Annotated in this window: 13 protein-coding genes and 1 tRNA gene; 8 read left to right on the top strand and 6 right to left on the bottom strand. The window is 60.1% G+C overall.

Annotation, left to right across the window (positions count from 1 at the left end):
- Positions 1-31: 31 nt before the first annotated feature.
- From I6I12_RS02000 to I6I12_RS01985, 4 genes are all read left to right on the top strand, one after another.
- The gene (locus I6I12_RS02000) at positions 32-1,306 is read left to right on the top strand and encodes a cation:proton antiporter (protein ID WP_023020035.1); all 1,275 of its coding nucleotides are present in this window, start codon (positions 32-34) and stop codon (positions 1,304-1,306) included.
- A 96-nt stretch (positions 1,307-1,402) separates the two neighbouring features.
- Complete coding sequence (locus tag I6I12_RS01995) at positions 1,403-2,005, top strand: DUF1707 SHOCT-like domain-containing protein (protein ID WP_034656035.1); 603 nt, start codon at positions 1,403-1,405, stop codon at positions 2,003-2,005.
- A gap of 55 nt (positions 2,006-2,060) precedes the next feature.
- Positions 2,061-3,290, top strand: coding sequence for a pyridoxal phosphate-dependent aminotransferase (locus I6I12_RS01990; RefSeq protein ID WP_023020037.1), 1,230 nt, complete (start codon positions 2,061-2,063; stop codon positions 3,288-3,290).
- A 149-nt stretch (positions 3,291-3,439) separates the two neighbouring features.
- Positions 3,440-4,603: a YibE/F family protein gene (locus I6I12_RS01985; RefSeq protein ID WP_200288561.1), complete on the top strand. Its 1,164-nt coding sequence runs from the start codon at positions 3,440-3,442 to the stop codon at positions 4,601-4,603.
- Between the two features lie 65 nt (positions 4,604-4,668).
- Here I6I12_RS01985 and I6I12_RS01980 read toward each other — a convergent pair whose 3' ends face one another.
- Positions 4,669-5,997: a UDP-glucose dehydrogenase family protein gene (locus I6I12_RS01980; protein WP_034655559.1), complete on the bottom strand. Its 1,329-nt coding sequence runs from the start codon at positions 5,995-5,997 to the stop codon at positions 4,669-4,671.
- A gap of 42 nt (positions 5,998-6,039) precedes the next feature.
- Positions 6,040-6,603, bottom strand: a complete 564-nt coding sequence (gene dcd, locus I6I12_RS01975; RefSeq protein ID WP_034656041.1) for a dCTP deaminase — start codon at positions 6,601-6,603, stop codon at positions 6,040-6,042.
- A 65-nt stretch (positions 6,604-6,668) separates the two neighbouring features.
- Between dcd and I6I12_RS01970 the strand changes: the two genes are divergently transcribed.
- Positions 6,669-6,742: transfer RNA gene (locus I6I12_RS01970), tRNA-Gly, on the top strand.
- A gap of 22 nt (positions 6,743-6,764) precedes the next feature.
- On the opposite strand, the gene I6I12_RS01965 is transcribed toward I6I12_RS01970, so the two are convergent.
- From I6I12_RS01965 to I6I12_RS01955, 3 genes are read right to left on the bottom strand one after another with little or no spacing between them, the layout of a single operon-like run.
- Complete coding sequence (locus I6I12_RS01965) at positions 6,765-7,064, bottom strand: hypothetical protein (RefSeq protein ID WP_023020041.1); 300 nt, start codon at positions 7,062-7,064, stop codon at positions 6,765-6,767.
- Positions 7,065-7,077: 13 nt separating this feature from the next.
- Positions 7,078-8,766 carry a VanW family protein gene (locus I6I12_RS01960; protein ID WP_023020042.1) on the bottom strand — a complete coding sequence of 563 codons (1,689 nt, stop codon included), beginning with the start codon at positions 8,764-8,766 and terminating at the stop codon, positions 7,078-7,080.
- A gap of 34 nt (positions 8,767-8,800) precedes the next feature.
- Positions 8,801-9,961, bottom strand: a complete 1,161-nt coding sequence (locus tag I6I12_RS01955) for a glycoside hydrolase family 3 N-terminal domain-containing protein (protein WP_034656046.1) — start codon at positions 9,959-9,961, stop codon at positions 8,801-8,803.
- Between the two features lie 58 nt (positions 9,962-10,019).
- Here I6I12_RS01955 and I6I12_RS01950 point away from each other — a divergent pair, with 58 nt between their 5' ends.
- Genes I6I12_RS01950 through I6I12_RS01940 form a run of 3 tightly spaced genes read left to right on the top strand, consistent with a single transcriptional unit; the run spans position 10,020 to position 13,817 of the window.
- Positions 10,020-10,526: a universal stress protein gene (locus tag I6I12_RS01950; protein WP_200288560.1), complete on the top strand. Its 507-nt coding sequence runs from the start codon at positions 10,020-10,022 to the stop codon at positions 10,524-10,526.
- Positions 10,527-10,548: 22 nt separating this feature from the next.
- The gene (locus tag I6I12_RS01945; RefSeq protein ID WP_005325448.1) at positions 10,549-10,746 is read left to right on the top strand and encodes a DUF2613 domain-containing protein; all 198 of its coding nucleotides are present in this window, start codon (positions 10,549-10,551) and stop codon (positions 10,744-10,746) included.
- A gap of 2 nt (positions 10,747-10,748) precedes the next feature.
- Positions 10,749-13,817, top strand: a complete 3,069-nt coding sequence (locus I6I12_RS01940; protein ID WP_023020045.1) for an alpha-(1->3)-arabinofuranosyltransferase domain-containing protein — start codon at positions 10,749-10,751, stop codon at positions 13,815-13,817.
- Here the strand turns inward: I6I12_RS01940 and I6I12_RS01935 are convergent.
- A complete protein-coding gene (locus I6I12_RS01935) occupies positions 13,738-14,898 on the bottom strand; it encodes an acyltransferase family protein (protein WP_051138308.1) in 1,161 nt (386 codons plus the stop codon). The two genes, I6I12_RS01940 and I6I12_RS01935, sit on opposite strands and share 80 nt — an antisense overlap.

Raw genomic sequence — 14,898 nt, 5'->3', positions numbered from 1 at the left:
CGCAGGGGCATGGGTGCGTACGCTGTAGTCCATGCATTTTAATGCGGGACTCCCCACCGATGCCCTACTGCTAGCAGCAGGCGCGACCGAAAATACACACTCCCTCGTCTCCTTCGCTTGGATCATGGCCGCGGCCCTGCTGGCGCCGCTGGTCTCCTATATGTTGGGCCACCGTCTTCCATCGGTAGCCCTCTTGCTGATTTTCGGCATGATTATTGGCCCTTCGGTGCTTGAACTAGCCGCCGAGGACGAAGGCATCGAAATGCTCAAGGAGCTCGGCGTGGGAGCGTTATTTCTCCTCGCGGGCTTTGAAATTCAAATCTCCACCCTCAAAACAAAGGAAGCCGGAACGGCGTTATCCACTTGGGCAATCTGTGCCCTCGCCTGTGGAGTGGGCGCCTACTTCCTAGTAGATAACGTGCCAGGAGCCATCGTGGTCGCCTTGGCACTGACCTCAACGGCGCTGGGCACGCTCACGCCGATGCTGAAGCAGGACCGCATTCTGGGCACCAAGGTGGGCAACTCTGTGATGATTCACGGTGCCATTGGTGAGGTCGCCCCCATTACCGCAATGGCACTATTGCTGGGTACTCGTTCCACGCTGACGACGATGATCATTTTGTTGTTCTTCATCATCATCGCCGTTGCCGTCGCCATCATGCCGGCGGCTATCGCATCAACGATCCCTTGGGTAAAGACCGCTTTTATCTCTGGTGCGGGCTCAACCAACCAAACGATTCTGCGTCTTATCATCCTTATTCTGGCCATTCTTATGGCCGTTACCGCAGTCTTTGAACTCGATATTGTGCTCGGTGCTTTTGCTGCCGGCATCATTTTGAACCGTATTATCCCGGATGAATTCCACCGCCGCCTAGAACACCGCCTCGATGTGGTGTTTTATTCGATGCTTATTCCGGTCTTCTTTGTGGTCTCTGGCATGAGCATTAGCTGGGATACCATCGCTCATAATCCGTGGAAGGTACTGGGCATTCCGGCTCTCATCTTAGTGACGCGTGGCCTGCCCGTCTTCTTGCGCGAAAATGTTGGGCATACCGGATCTGATATTGAAACCTTCCGCGAGCGCCTCCAAGTAGGTTTGTATTCCGCTACCGGTCTGCCAATCATCGTGGCGGTAACGTCCCTGGCGGTCAATTCCGGAATCATGGAGGCCGAGAATGCCTCGATCTTCGTCTCCGGTGGAGCGCTTACCGTCGCCATCTTCCCATTCTTGGCCAGCCTGGTGGGCGGAAACCAGCAAGAAAAGAAGGACGAGAAGACCCCTGACGCTGAATCCAAGGAACTATAGGCTGCGTTCGCTGAGAGCACGTCCCTGGAAGGGCAGAATTTTCCTAGACTGGAAAACGTGAGTAATAACTTTGGTTCTTCCCCTGTCAATCGGACTCTGCGCCTGTCCGATTCCGAGCGCAACGATGCCATCAATGACCTCGCCCGCGCCGTGGGTGAAGGCCGGTTAACCATGGAGGAGTTCGAGGACCGCTCGGACGATGTCATGCGCGCCAGCACCCACCAAGACCTCGTGCCCGTCTTCCAAGACATTCCGGCGCGTGGTTCCCACGAGGTCAAGATCTATTCTCGGGGAGAAGTCACGCGCGCCCATAATGCAGGCAAGAAACCGAAGTTTGCGACTGCTCTCTCCGGCTCTGTGGTGCTTGCAGTAGCAAGCCCCACGCTGATCTTCTTGAGCGCTACCATGAGCAACCCATGGCTACTGTTAGGTGGCGTCACGGCAGCCGCACTCATCCCTATCCTGTGGATCATGCTCTACGTCGCCAAGGTCGGCCCCTCCTCGTGGCACGCCCCATCCGTGCGCCAGGTTGAGCGGCAGCAGCTGCGCGAGATTCGCGCTCTCACGGCGCATGAGCGCGCGCAGCAAAAAATGATCGAGGAAAAGATGTGGGCCGATCGCCGTATGCAAGCTGGCGAAATTACCGGCCAAGCCATGGATCTGGCCAAGCGGAAGTTCAGCGAGTGGAGTAAAAAATAGTCATCGCCGGTGTTGAAGCATTTTGTGCAGCTGTGAATCGTGGCACAATATTCCCATGACTTCTCCCAAACACCGCATCTTTGACCAATCCGACAAACTCAAGGGCGTCGCGTATGACATCCGCGGCGAGGTCTCTGCGGAAGCGGAACGCATGGAGCTCGATGGTCACACCATCTTGAAACTCAACACCGGTAACCCGGCCGTCTTCGGCTTCGAAGCACCCGATGTCATCATGCGCGATATGATCGCCGCCCTGCCTACTTCCCAGGGCTATTCCACCTCCAAAGGAATCATTCCTGCCCGTCGATCCATCGTTACCCGCTACGAGCTGGAGGATTTCCCACCCTTCGATATCAACGATGTCTTCTTGGGCAATGGCGTCTCCGAGCTCATCAGCATGACCACTCAAGCGCTGCTTAATAACGGCGATGAGGTTCTCATCCCGGCACCGGATTATCCATTGTGGACCGCTGCTACGTCCCTGGCAGGTGGCACCCCAGTGCATTACCTGTGTGATGAGGAGGATGATTGGAATCCATCCATCGAGGACATCGAGTCCAAGATTACGGATAAGACCAAAGCCATCGTGGTCATTAACCCGAATAACCCAACGGGTGCGGTCTACTCGCGCGAAGTACTGCAGAAGATTGTCAGCATCGCCCGCGAGCATAACCTGCTCATCTTGGCCGATGAGATCTATGACCGCATTCTTTATGACGGCGCGCAGCACATCTCCATCGCTTCCCTAGCCCCTGACCTACTCACCATCACATTTAACGGTCTCTCCAAGGCCTACCGCGTGTGCGGCTACCGCGCCGGCTGGATGGTACTTACCGGCCCTAAGCACCACGCCCGTGGCTTCATCGAAGGCCTTGAGCTTCTGGCCGGAACTCGCCTGTGCCCGAACGTACCGGCGCAGCACGCTATCCAGGTGGCGCTGGGTGGCCGGCAGTCCATCTTTGAGCTCACCGGTACCGGCGGGCGTCTTTTACGCCAGCGCAATATCGCCTACGAGAAGCTCAATGAGATTCCCGGCGTTTCCGCGGTAAAACCCATGGGCTCGCTCTACCTCTTCCCGCGCCTGGATCCGAATGTGTATGAAATCCATGATGATGCCAAGCTCATGCTGGATATTTTGAAGGCGGAAAAGATCCTCATGGTTCAGGGAACCGGCTTCAACTGGCCGAACCCAGATCACTTCCGCGTAGTCACGCTGCCGTGGGCATCCCAGATCGAAAACGCCATTGAGCGCCTTGGCAACTTCCTGGTGAGCTATAAGCAGTAGCTTTCTTCCCCGCCAGTTGCTAATGATAGTAATAATCCATAACAATATGGTGCATGGGAAGACATTCTGCGGCACCTAAGCCTCAGCCGACTCGAAGTTCATGGGGTCGGCTCTCTACTTCGTTAGCTCACCATCCATGGCGGTTAGCCTTGCTCGGCGTGCTCGTCACAGCGCTTATAGCCACCATTACGGGCATGGCATTGCTGTGGCCTCAGAGTCCAGCTTCCGAGCACACCTCCACCGATTTTCAGCAAACCTATGCCCTCAACCACCCACAGGTCGAGGGCACGGTCGACACGACAGATCACTCTGCTTGCCAATCGGAACTTACTGGACAGGCCTTTGATAAACCGCCGCTCATTCCTGGGTCTGAGGAAGTGCAGTGCGACCGCGCCTTAGTCAATATCACCTCCGGCGAGGACGAAGGACGCATGACCCAATTGGTCACCTACGGCAATGCCGGCGATCCGCAGCTTAAACCGGGCGACAAGATTGTTCTTTCTAAGGCAGATGACCCTTCCGGCGCTGTGTCCTATGCTTTTGCTGATTATCAGCGCACCGGAAGCCTAGCTCTGTGGGCGGTTATCGTCGCCGTCGTCATTATCGCTTTTGCGGCGTGGCATGGCGTACGCGCCCTTATCGGCTTAGCGCTCAGCCTAGGCGTGATCTTTGCGTTCCTCGTCCCCGCTCTTATCGACGCTCATAATCCCCTGTGGTCCGCCCTTGTAGCCTGCTCTGCCATCATTCTGCTGGCCGTTCCTCTCGTCCACGGCATGAATTGGAAATCGGCATCGGCGGTGGGTGGTTCCCTCACCGCTCTCATTCTCGCAGCGGTGCTGGCATGGGCCACTATCGATGGTTCGCAGTTGCAGGGCTACAGTTCTGAGGACAACCTCAAGCTACTTCTTTATATGCCTGATGTATCCATCGTGGGCGTGCTCTTGTGCGGCTTTGTAGTTGGCGCCTTGGGCAGCCTTGCCGACGCCGCCGTGGCCCAAGCATCCACCATTACCGAACTCCACGAAGCGGATCCTGATGCCCGCCCTACACAGCTTTTCCTCTCCGCAATGAAGGTGGGCCGCGACCATATTGCCTCCATGGTCTATACGCTGATTCTCACCTATACCGGCGCGACCTTGCCGCTGCTCATGCTGATTACCGCAGCAGAACGCCCTGCCGGACAGATTTTGAGCAGCGATCTCGTCGCTACTGAGCTGCTGCGTTCTGGAGTGGGCGCGATGGCATTGACCCTCGCGGTTCCCATCACTACGGCCATTGCGGCCTTCACGGTGCCAAAGCGTACAAAAGCTTAAGCCTAAGCGGAAGGCTGAGCCAGCATCGACGCTGCTCAGCCTTTCGTATCTAGGCAGTTGAGAACCTAGAGGGTGCGGCCTAGGGCCTCAACCTTCCAGCCTGCCTGCTGCCAATCCGCGACAGGCAGCACATTGCGGCCGTCGATAATGTGTTTATTGTCCACGAGCTGGCCCGCTTGCTGCGGATCCAATTCCTTGAATTGCTTCCACTCGGTAGCCAAAATCACCAGCTCGGCCTCGCTCAGGGCGTCATCAGTGTCTGCGGCGTAATCCAAGGTGGGGAATACCTTTTTGGCGTTGTCCATACCCTCTGGGTCATAGACGGTTACTGCCGCACCGGCCAAGGACAAGGAACCGGCCACGGAAAGGGCGGGCGAATCGCGCACGTCATCGGAATTTGGCTTAAACGCGCAGCCCAGCACGGTCACGCGGTGACCAAGCAGAGAACCATTGAAGGCTTCCTTGGCAAGGTCTACCACGCGGTCGCGGCGGCGCATATTGATAGCGTCTACCTCGCGCAGGAAGGTCAGCGCCTGGTCGGCGCCAAGTTCGCCGGCGCGGGCCATGAAGGCGCGAATATCCTTGGGCAAGCAACCGCCACCAAAGCCGAGACCGGCGCCTAAGAACTTGCGGCCGATGCGTTCGTCGAGCCCAATGGCGTCGGCAAGCGCGGTCACGTCCGCGCCCGCAATCTCGCAGATTTCGGAGACTGCGTTGATAAAGGAAATCTTGGTGGCTAGAAATGCGTTAGCGGAGACTTTGACCAGCTCCGCGGTCTGCCAGTCCGTGACAATAAATGGGGTGTCTTGCGAGAGCGGCTGGGCATAGACTTCACGCGCGACCTCTTCAGCTCGACTTTCATTGTTGGTTTCACCAACGCCGAGCACGATGCGGTCTGGGGTGATGGTGTCCTTGACGGCATAGCCCTCGCGCAGGAACTCCGGGTTCCAGGCAATTTCCACGGTGGTGCCTTCTGGGGCAAGCTCATTGGCTAGCTCTTGGAGCTCCGCGGCGGTGCCGACCGGGACGGTAGATTTACCGAAGATGATGTGATCGCCCTTGAGTTTGGGCACCAGGTCCGTAATAACGGCCTTAACGTAGGTCATATCCGCTGCATAGGAACCACGGCGCTGCGGAGTACCGACGCCCAAAAAGTGCAGGTTGCCGAACTCGGCTGCTTCTTCGTAGTCCGTGCTGAAATCGAGGCGGCCGGCCTCGATATTGCGCTCCAGAACCTCGGGCAAGCCCGGTTCATAGAATGGAACCTGGCCCGATTTGAGAGCGGAAATCTTATTTTCATCTACGTCCACGCCTAGTACTTCATGGCCGAGCTCGGCCATGCAGGCAGCATGGGTTGCACCCAGGTATCCGGTGCCGATTACAGTCATACGCATAAGGCCTTATCTTAAAGGCCTTATGTGAATACCGGTTTAAGCCTATCGAAAATTCAGGTAAGACTTCGATGGCGTCGGGCCACGCTGGCCTTGGTACTTCGACCCCAGCGAACCCGTGCCATAAGGGCTTTCAGCTGCTGAAGTCATCTTGAAAATCGCCAGCTGCCCCACCTTCATGCCCGGCCACAAGGCAATGGGTAGGTTGGCGGTATTAGAAAGCTCGAGCGTAATGTGACCGGAAAAGCCTGGGTCAATAAAGCCCGCGGTGGAGTGGGTCAACAATCCTAAGCGGCCGAGCGAAGACTTGCCCTCCAAGCGGCCAGCCAAGTTCGCAGGCAGGGTGAACTTTTCCAACGTAGCACCGAGCACGAACTCGCCTGGGTGCAGGATGAAGGACTGATCTTCTTCTACCTCCACCAAGGTGGTGAGATCCGGCATTTCCTCTTTGGGGTCAATATGCGTATACCGCGAGTTATTGAATACGCGGAAATATTTATCCAAGCGCACGTCTACCGAGGAGGGCTGGATAAGCTCGCTGTCGAAGGGCTCGATGCCCAACTCTTCGGCGTCGATGGCGGAACGGATATCACGATCTGAAAGAAGCACGGCCCCAATTCTACTCATGCCGAAGGCCAAGGTGTATAGTAGGCCGGAGCGCATCAACGCGCAGTGCCGACGTAGTTTAATGGTAGAACTGCAGCTTCCCAAGCTGCTAGCGCGGGTTCGATTCCCGTCGTCGGCTCCAATTTTCGGGGGGAATTTTCTTGCTAGTCTGTGGCGCTTAACCACTGGGCAAGTTCTTTTTGTGTCCGCTCTACCCCGCCTGGATAGTGCGCCTCTAGTTCTGCGGCGGCCGGCTTCAAGAATCTCTCCACAAGCTCGGCCATATCACGCTGAGGCACGGTGCCACGGATATTATCCAGCGGGGCACGGAACGTCACTCCCAGGTCAGTCCGGAGCTGATATCCGCGCCAATCTTCGCTGTAAACGCGCAGCTCTGCCCCGCGCAGGTTCGATTCGATAACCACATTGCCAAAGATGAGCGTTGTCAGAGTTCTCTCTTCCATGGCTCCGAGCCTACTAGCCGCAGCGGACGATGGGCTGCGGGTCGTAGACCGTGGTGGTGGTCTCGCGGGAGAGCTCTTTGCCGCCGAGGTCCTTGATGATGCGGGTATCAGACGTCGTAAAGCCTGGCGCACCAGAGGAAGGCGAGCAGTCGCTGCCTGGCACAGACATCGGCTGTGGGTCGGTATTGGCCCAGCGGCCATTGTTCACAGACTCAACGTCAACGGTCTTGGTGCCCTTCAAACGCACGGTAATCTTGCCGCCCCCGAAGTCGGTCTCAATGCGGACCGGGGTGTTGAAGGTATTGGTGAACTGCAGGTCGATGGCGCCTTCGTAAACGGTGGCCTCGCGGCCGGCGGGGTAGCGCGAAATATAGTACGAGTGCGGGGTGTGGGCGGTATCTTCCATGCCCGCAAAGTAGGCAGCGTTGTACAAGGTAGTGGCGAATTGGGAGATGCCACCGCCGACGGCGGAACCGGAGTGGCCATCAATAATGATGCCGGATTCCACATAGCCCTGGGCAGTGCCGCGCGGGCCGGTGTAGCCATTGAGGGAGAAGGTCTCGCCGGGGTTGACTACAGCGCCGTTGACCTCTTGGGCCACCAGCTCGATGTTCTTGCCCGAGGCAGCGGAATAGCCCTCGGTTGTGAACTCGCCAACGGTATCGTTAAAGGTCGCCTTCTTGGCGTCTTCGGTGGTGAACTCGGCAGGGTCCGGCTTATAAGTAGCGTCCCACTCGCGGTCGTCACCGGTCACACGCTTGTCAAAGTCCTTCATGGTCGGCTCCCAGTCGATGATTTCGCCATCTTCGGACGGGGTGACCTGCTTGTCGTTGCCGTTGAAGGAAATCTTGGCATTCACACCGGGCACATCGGCGCCCTCAGAGCGCTCCGCCAACAGCTCCTGCGCGCGGTTGGTATCCACGGCGAGCTTGAGCTTGCCGTCCTTCTTTTCAATGCTGGTGAATTGGGAGATTTCCGGCTTATTCAGGGTAGCCGTGACATTATTTTTAGCCTTCAAGGTAATCGGATTATCCAGCGCCTTAGCGGCGTCGCCGGTGCGCATGGCCTCGATGGCCGCATCATTGATGGCCGGTTCTACCTCTTCTGGGTCCACGTCCACGCCCTCGGAATCGAGCCAGTTTTCTGTGACCGCGTTGTGCAAGGAGCCGGCATCCACGGTTTGGCCAAGCTTCGGGTCGGTGACCTTGAGCTCGCCGTTGTTAAGCTCCAACATGCCATCGACAGGGTCGGTGGAAAGGTTTTTCTTCACCCGCTCCAAGGCAGGCTGCAGCTGGGCTTCATCTACGTTGGTCTCTACCGGAATATCCCGGGTGGAACGGAAGAAGCTATACAGGCGGGTGAAAGGGTTGAGGGAAGGCTCCTTAATATTGTCCACGGCCCGCTGGTTATCCAGGGCAAGGCCCGATTCGGAAGGGACGAGTTCTGTGTGAAGGTCACCGGAGGTGACGGAAACGGGTTCGGTCTCTACGCCCGCAAGCTCATCTTCGAGCTTCTCCACGGCGGCAGTGCGATCCATGGCGGAGATGTCCACGCCGTTGACGGAAACGGCGCGCGGAATCTTGTCCTGGTTTGCCGCGACATCCCAGGCATAAGCAATACCCGCGATCAGGACAAGGCCGACAAATACACCGAGCGCGATGAGCCAGCCTTTAGCACCGTTTTTTCCTTCTGCCTTTTTCACGCCTTAAAGGTTAACGGTTTTAGTGGTATTTTTCCTAGTCCTGTGCGGCCTCGGCTGCAACGTCGGCCGGTGGAACGCTGACATGGCGGGCCGCGTCCTCGAGACGCTCGCGCGGCAGGCGCCCCTCGTCCACGGCACCGACAACGGCATCGATTACCGCATTGATATCGCCCTCGGTGGACCACAGGGGCATATCGGCACCGGCATTGAGGGAGGTCACGACGGCGTCGGCAAGCGGGAGCGAATCCGCAATCGCCTTCATGCCACCGATGTCATCGGTATAAATAGGGCCGTCGTACTGCAGGGTCTCGCGAGCCAAGCCATAAGCCTCCGGCAGCATAGAAGCAGGAGTCTGGCCATCGCCCAAACCGGGCACGGCGAGGTGGCCCATCATGAGCGCGGCATTCGGCGCTTGAGGGAGGGCGGTTTTAAAAGGAATGAACTCGTGTCCCTCCAGCTCTTCCAGCGGCGGGGTAACGGCCTCGGCCAGGTGGGTATCGCCAGAAGCACGGCCGTGTCCCGGGAAATGCTTGAATACGGCCTTGACCCCAGCGGAATCCAACCCGCGGGCAAAGGCGGCGCCGTATTCACCCGCCTGTGCGGGGTCGGTGGAAAAGGACCGATCGCCCACCACCTCTAGGCCATTGCCATCGACGTCGAGCACCGGCGCAAAGTCCACGTTGATGCCATGAGCCTTGAGGCTCGTGCCAATCTCGTGGGCCAGCTGTTCCACCTCTTGCGGGGAACGCTCGGCTGCCATTTGTTGCGGTGCGGGATACTCGCCCAAGATCTCTGAGAAACGCTGCACGCGCCCGCCTTCAAAATCGATGGAGACTTCAAAGTCGCGGCCTACCTCTTGGCGCAGGGCATTAATATCGCGGCCCTCTTCCTGCAGCAGGTTGGGATCCGCCCAGCTGGGAATAAAGATTCCGCCCACGCCAGCATCCAGTTTGGCCTTAGCATCGTCGTAATTGGTGACCGGGGGCATCAACACAGAGGCGGCCATGGCGCGGATGTCCTGCTGCGGGGCTGCTTCCTGCGAAGTCTCTTCTTGCGTCTCTTGCGTCGCGGCCGGTGAGCTCGATGCCGCTGGGGTTGTGGAGTCCTGACTCTCGGCGTCCTCCTGAGGGGAGGTGGAGCAGGCGCCCAAGGCCGTCACGAGGGCAAGGCTGGCGAGAATGCGCGGAGTTTTCATGCCTTCCAGTGTGCAATATTCCTCGCCTTCTGTCTGAAACGGTGGGTAGACTAGCCACATGAATAACGGCGAGACAATGCTAATTGCCTACGATGGCACCGAACGAGCCGGCCGCGCCCTCGAGCACGCGGCCCAGCTGCTGCGGCCCACCACGGTGGAAATCCTCACCGCTTGGGAACCCGTAGCCCGGCAGACCGCCCGCGCCGTCAGCCGCACTGGAATGCACCAGTCCACCGTCTCCCCGGACGGCGTCGAAGAGGATCCGGCCTACGAGGAAGCGTTGAAAATCTGCCGCCAGGGCATCGAACTAGCCGAAAGCCTGGGCTTGGCTGGCCGCGCCCACTTGGTGGAATCCGCCACCACTATTTCCTCCGCCATCATTGATGCAGCACACGAGCTGGACGTGGATGTCATCGTGACCGGCACCCGCGCCCTGACAGGTTTCCGCGCCTGGTGGACCAACTCCACCGCCGATCAGATTGTGCGCAATGCCGGCCTTCCCGTCTTTATCGTGCCGCAGGAAAACGAGGAAGACGCGGACGATGATGAGGCAGAATACTTCTAAATAGCTGCTAGTATTTTTAGCCATGGCTCTGGAAACCGATTCTTTGAACAAGCGCACCCTTGGCCCCGCCATCGGTAGCGCTGTTGTGGGCATCGCGCTCGGCGTCATCACCATCATCGGCATCGCGCAGTTCTCCGGCACCGATACCGTGCCAGAAGGCAATGCGGTTTCTGCTTCCGATGCGGTTTTGGGCGGCCCTGAGTACGGATCCCGCAACTAGGTGTGCGTACCCTCCGCGGGCGGCTTGCCCGCCCCTACCCGCTGGGGATCTTTGCCCTAGCGCTCATCCTCCTCGTGCAGCCGTGGGGGCTGACAGCTGCCGATACCAAGCATGATCTGGCCGCCAATCCGCTGCATTTTCTCCGCGGGGCACTGAGCGCCTATACGGATACCTTTACCCTGGGACAACTACAAAATCAGGCCTATGGCTATCTTTTTCCCCAAGGGCCCTTCTTCGTTTTAACCCAGCCACTGCCCGATTGGCTGGCCCAGCGCCTGTGGTGGCTGGTGGTCTTAAGCGTTGGCTTCATCGGCTTTCATAAGCTCGCCTGCAAGGTAGGCCTGCGCGGCGGGTGGGTCTGGGTGGCGGCGATGCTCTACGCACTTTCCCCTCGCGCGCTTTCTACCCTGACCGCCATTTCTTCCGAGACCTGGCCGGTCATGCTCGCCCCCTGGGTCATCCTGCCCTTCCTCAATGCCAAGCTCACGTGGCGCGACGCCGCCGCAGCCACCATCCCCGTAGCGCTCATGGGTGCGGTCAATGCCACCGCCACCATCGCCGCCTGCACCCCGGCCGCGGTAATTGTGCTTTACCGCCGCGCATTCAAACCCGGCGCGGCCTGGCTTCTAGGGTGCCTAACAGTATCGGCCTGGTGGATCGGCCCGCTTATCGTACTTGGCCGCTACGCCCCGCCGTTTACGGAATTCATCGAATCCGCTCGCGTGACCACGCGCTGGCTCAACCTGCCAGAAATCCTGCGCGGGACCACGAGCTGGACACCGTTTGTAGATACCGAGCGCGTGGCGGGCAATGCACTGGCTACCGAATCCTTCTTCGTGCTGGTCACCATGGGCATCGCGGCCGTGGGCATCTACGGGCTCACCAAACTGCCGCGTGTGTGGGCCGTTGTCCTAGTGGTGGGCATCGCGGTGCTGGGCTGCCAGGCGGGGTGGTACCTCGATGCTCTCGATGGCCCGCTGGCCGCGCTGCGCAACCTGCATAAATTCGATCCGCTGGTGCGCATCCCGCTGCTTTTAGGCGTCGCGCGCGCCTGCGCGCACCTGCCGCTACCGCACAGCTTGCGGCCTACCAAGAAGCAGACGGTAGGCGCGCTCACGCTACTGCTGTGCATCGCGGTCATCTCCCCGGCATGGTCACAGCGCTTGCTGCCACTGGGGGCGTATAAGGAGGTTCCCTCCTACTGGCACGAGGCCACGGACTTTATCAATACCCATGCCGCCGATACCCGCACCCTTATCTACCCAGAGGCGTCTTTTGCCCGGCAGACCTGGGGGTGGACGCGCGATGAGCCGGCCCAGCCGCTGCTCGATGTCCCTTGGGCCGTGCGCGATGCCATTCCGCTCGTGCCACCAGAGGCCATCCGCGGGCTCGACGGCGTCATGGCCGCACTGAAGGAGGACCCAGCCACCGGCGTGCGCTCCCTTCAGCGCCTGGGCATCGGCGCGGTCATGGTGCGCCACGATCTCTTCACCGGTGAGGACGAGGCCCTAGCCAGTAAATTTGGCGGCGAGGTCCACCGCTTCGGCGAGGTCGATGTCATCTTGCTCAACCACGCCGGCATGTCCTTAGGGCCCACAGACCCAGTCCGCGTGGCCGGCGGCGGGGAAGCCTTGGCGCTTCTCGACGCCCACCATGGCCCCACCACCCGCCAGCTCGTCGATCGCGACGCCGATATCGTCACCGATACCCCGACGCTCACGGACCGCAACTACGGCACCCTCGACGGCCCCATCTCCGCGCCCCTGGCTTCAGACGACCCCAGCCACGTAAATAACCGCCTGCGCGATTATCCCTCCGCGGGGCCTCTTAGCCAGGTCGAGACTCACGGCGGTTCCGTGGCGGTTTCTTCCTCTGCGGCCGATGCCACGGCCTTCGGTGGCGCCCAACCGCACAAGTCCGCCACGGCCGCGGTGGATGGGGAAAATTCCACCGCGTGGTGGCCCGCGCCGGGCGATGACTCCGGGTGGATTGAGCTGCGCGGTCATTTCACCCAACCGCGCCTAAAGCTCATGGCCACCAGCGCCACCACGGTTACGGTGCGCTCCGGCAGCGCCGCAGTAGACGTGGACTTACAGCCCTTCCGCTCACAGGAGGTACGCGTTCCCGGCGGCGATACCGAGGCCATTCGCGTGGAGCTGTCTCACCGCACCGGCATCGCGGAACTAGGGGTAGAGGGCCAGCCGGTCGAGCGCGTAGTGACCGTGCCGGATACCTCCCCCGATGTGCACCAATTCTTCTTCCAGCAGATGCTGCAAGATACCGGTGTGCTCATCCGCGACTTCACGGCGCCGCGCCCCATGCGGGTAAAGGTAGATTCCACCAAGCCGGTGCTTATCGACGCCCACCGCTACTCCCCCGGCGATTCCCTCACCCTGAGCCCCGGCACGCACCGTGTGCGCACCACTGGACCGTGGGTGAGCCTTCGCGAGGTGGGCTGGCGCCCGCCGGAGCCCTCGGAGCCCACTGGATACTCGATTAAAGCCAGCGAGGAAGACCGCCTCTTGGTCACCGGACGCGCCTTTAATAAGGGCCTGCGCGGGTATTTGGACAATGAAGAGCTCACCCCGCGCGAGATCGACGCCGCCACCCAGGCTTTTGTCATTCCGGCCGGCCGTTCCGGCGACTTCCATATGTCCTTCACCGCCCAGCCGGTTTATCGCGCCACCCTCCTCTTGGGCGGCTCCTTGGGATTGCTGACGCTCGGCCTGTGCCTCCTGGCGGCCGCGCGCCGCCCGTCCCAGCCCGCCTGGCACGCACCGCGTGGGGGCGCTGCCTCAGCCGCCGTGGCACTTGGTGCACTGGCCCTTACCGGCTGGCCGGCCGCAGTGGCGGCCGTGGCCGCGTGGTTGGTAGTGCGCTGGACCACCATCCCGCGCGCCTATCTCGCCCCCGGCGTAGTCGCTGCGGCTGGAGCCATCCTCGCCCGCGCGCCGTGGACGTCTGGTTCCTATGCGGGTGATTCGCTCTTGCTTAGCTGCTTGTGTGCCGCGGGCGTGGCCTGTCTTTTCGCCGCCGACCGAGGAGAAGATCCCGGCCGGGACGCTCGATGAGCGTATAGCTAGCGGCCGAAACCACCACGGTGCCCACCACAGTCACGGCCAGAATGACCCAAAAGTCCAGGGGTTTCCCGCTAAAAAGCGGCACCCCGGTAAGGGGAAAGGCCAGGCCCAAGATAGCCACATGCCACAAGAAGATGGAATAGGACCATGTACCCAGTGCCTGCATGAGTGGGCTGGTCAGCCAAGATTTCTCCCGCGGAGCTAGAGCCACCGGTACCACCACGACTGCGGCAAAGGCCGCTCCCGCCATGATCCGGCGGGAAAATTCCGCGGGTTCGGGATGGATAAGCCCCTGCGGCCCAAACCACTCGCGACTGGCACCCCACAGCACCACCGCCGCCGCAAGCCACCACGCCCAGCGCGGCCGCAGTACCCGCTGCACTCGCCGACTGATGCCGGCTTCTTCGAATTCGGCGGCCAGCATTCCCACGGCAAACCACGAGGCATACGCGGGCGGCCAGATCTGCGAGTTGACCTGGTCCTTGGCGTAATCGGCTACAAAGGGCACGAATCCCCACGCCCAGCTGAGCACTCCTGCCAAGATAATGGCGGCAATGCGCCAGCGCCGCGGCAGCGTTCCAAGCAGCCACACCAGCACAGGCAAGAAGAGATAAAAGAAGAACTCCACGCACAGCGACCACAGATGGGTAAGACCTGGGGCCAACCCGTCGACCACATAAATTTGCGTGGAAGTCAGGTTGCTCAGCAATTGGGTGAGGGTGAGTGAGTGGGCGTCGGGAAGCAGGAGCATCACCGCCACCACGCAGGCATAATAGGCCGGCAACAGACGTGCCACGCGCGAGCGCGCATAGCCGGCTAAGCTGTGCAAGCCGCGGCGGCGCCACAAGAGGAACGCGCTGAGTGCAAAGAAAACGGCGACGAAAAAATCGAAGCGCCCGGCAAACCCCCACCCAGTTCCGGTCTGAAAAGACACGTGGGTGACAATGATTCCAAGGGAGGCGACCGCGCGTAGACCGTCTAGCTCCGGCAGATGCTGGGGTACGCTTTTCACAGATGCCTGCGGCTGCACGCTTGCTCCTAACCCCGGATCGACCTGAAACTGATTGGACAT

This window comes from Corynebacterium kefirresidentii (assembly GCF_016599755.1).
Taxonomy (GTDB): domain Bacteria; phylum Actinomycetota; class Actinomycetes; order Mycobacteriales; family Mycobacteriaceae; genus Corynebacterium; species Corynebacterium kefirresidentii.
This window is presented reverse-complemented; position numbering and strand designations above follow the sequence as displayed.

Coding starts and splice junctions, on each gene's coding strand:
- I6I12_RS01965 (WP_023020041.1), bottom strand. CDS start 7,064: ATGGAAGAGAGAACTCTGACAACGCTCATCTTTGGCAATGTGGTTATC.
- I6I12_RS01955 (WP_034656046.1), bottom strand. CDS start 9,961: ATGAAAACTCCGCGCATTCTCGCCAGCCTTGCCCTCGTGACGGCCTTG.
- I6I12_RS02000 (WP_023020035.1), top strand. CDS start 32: ATGCATTTTAATGCGGGACTCCCCACCGATGCCCTACTGCTAGCAGCA.
- I6I12_RS01990 (WP_023020037.1), top strand. CDS start 2,061: ATGACTTCTCCCAAACACCGCATCTTTGACCAATCCGACAAACTCAAG.
- I6I12_RS01945 (WP_005325448.1), top strand. CDS start 10,549: ATGGCTCTGGAAACCGATTCTTTGAACAAGCGCACCCTTGGCCCCGCC.
- I6I12_RS01950 (WP_200288560.1), top strand. CDS start 10,020: ATGAATAACGGCGAGACAATGCTAATTGCCTACGATGGCACCGAACGA.
- I6I12_RS01935 (WP_051138308.1), bottom strand. CDS start 14,898: ATGTCCAATCAGTTTCAGGTCGATCCGGGGTTAGGAGCAAGCGTGCAG.
- I6I12_RS01980 (WP_034655559.1), bottom strand. CDS start 5,997: ATGCGTATGACTGTAATCGGCACCGGATACCTGGGTGCAACCCATGCT.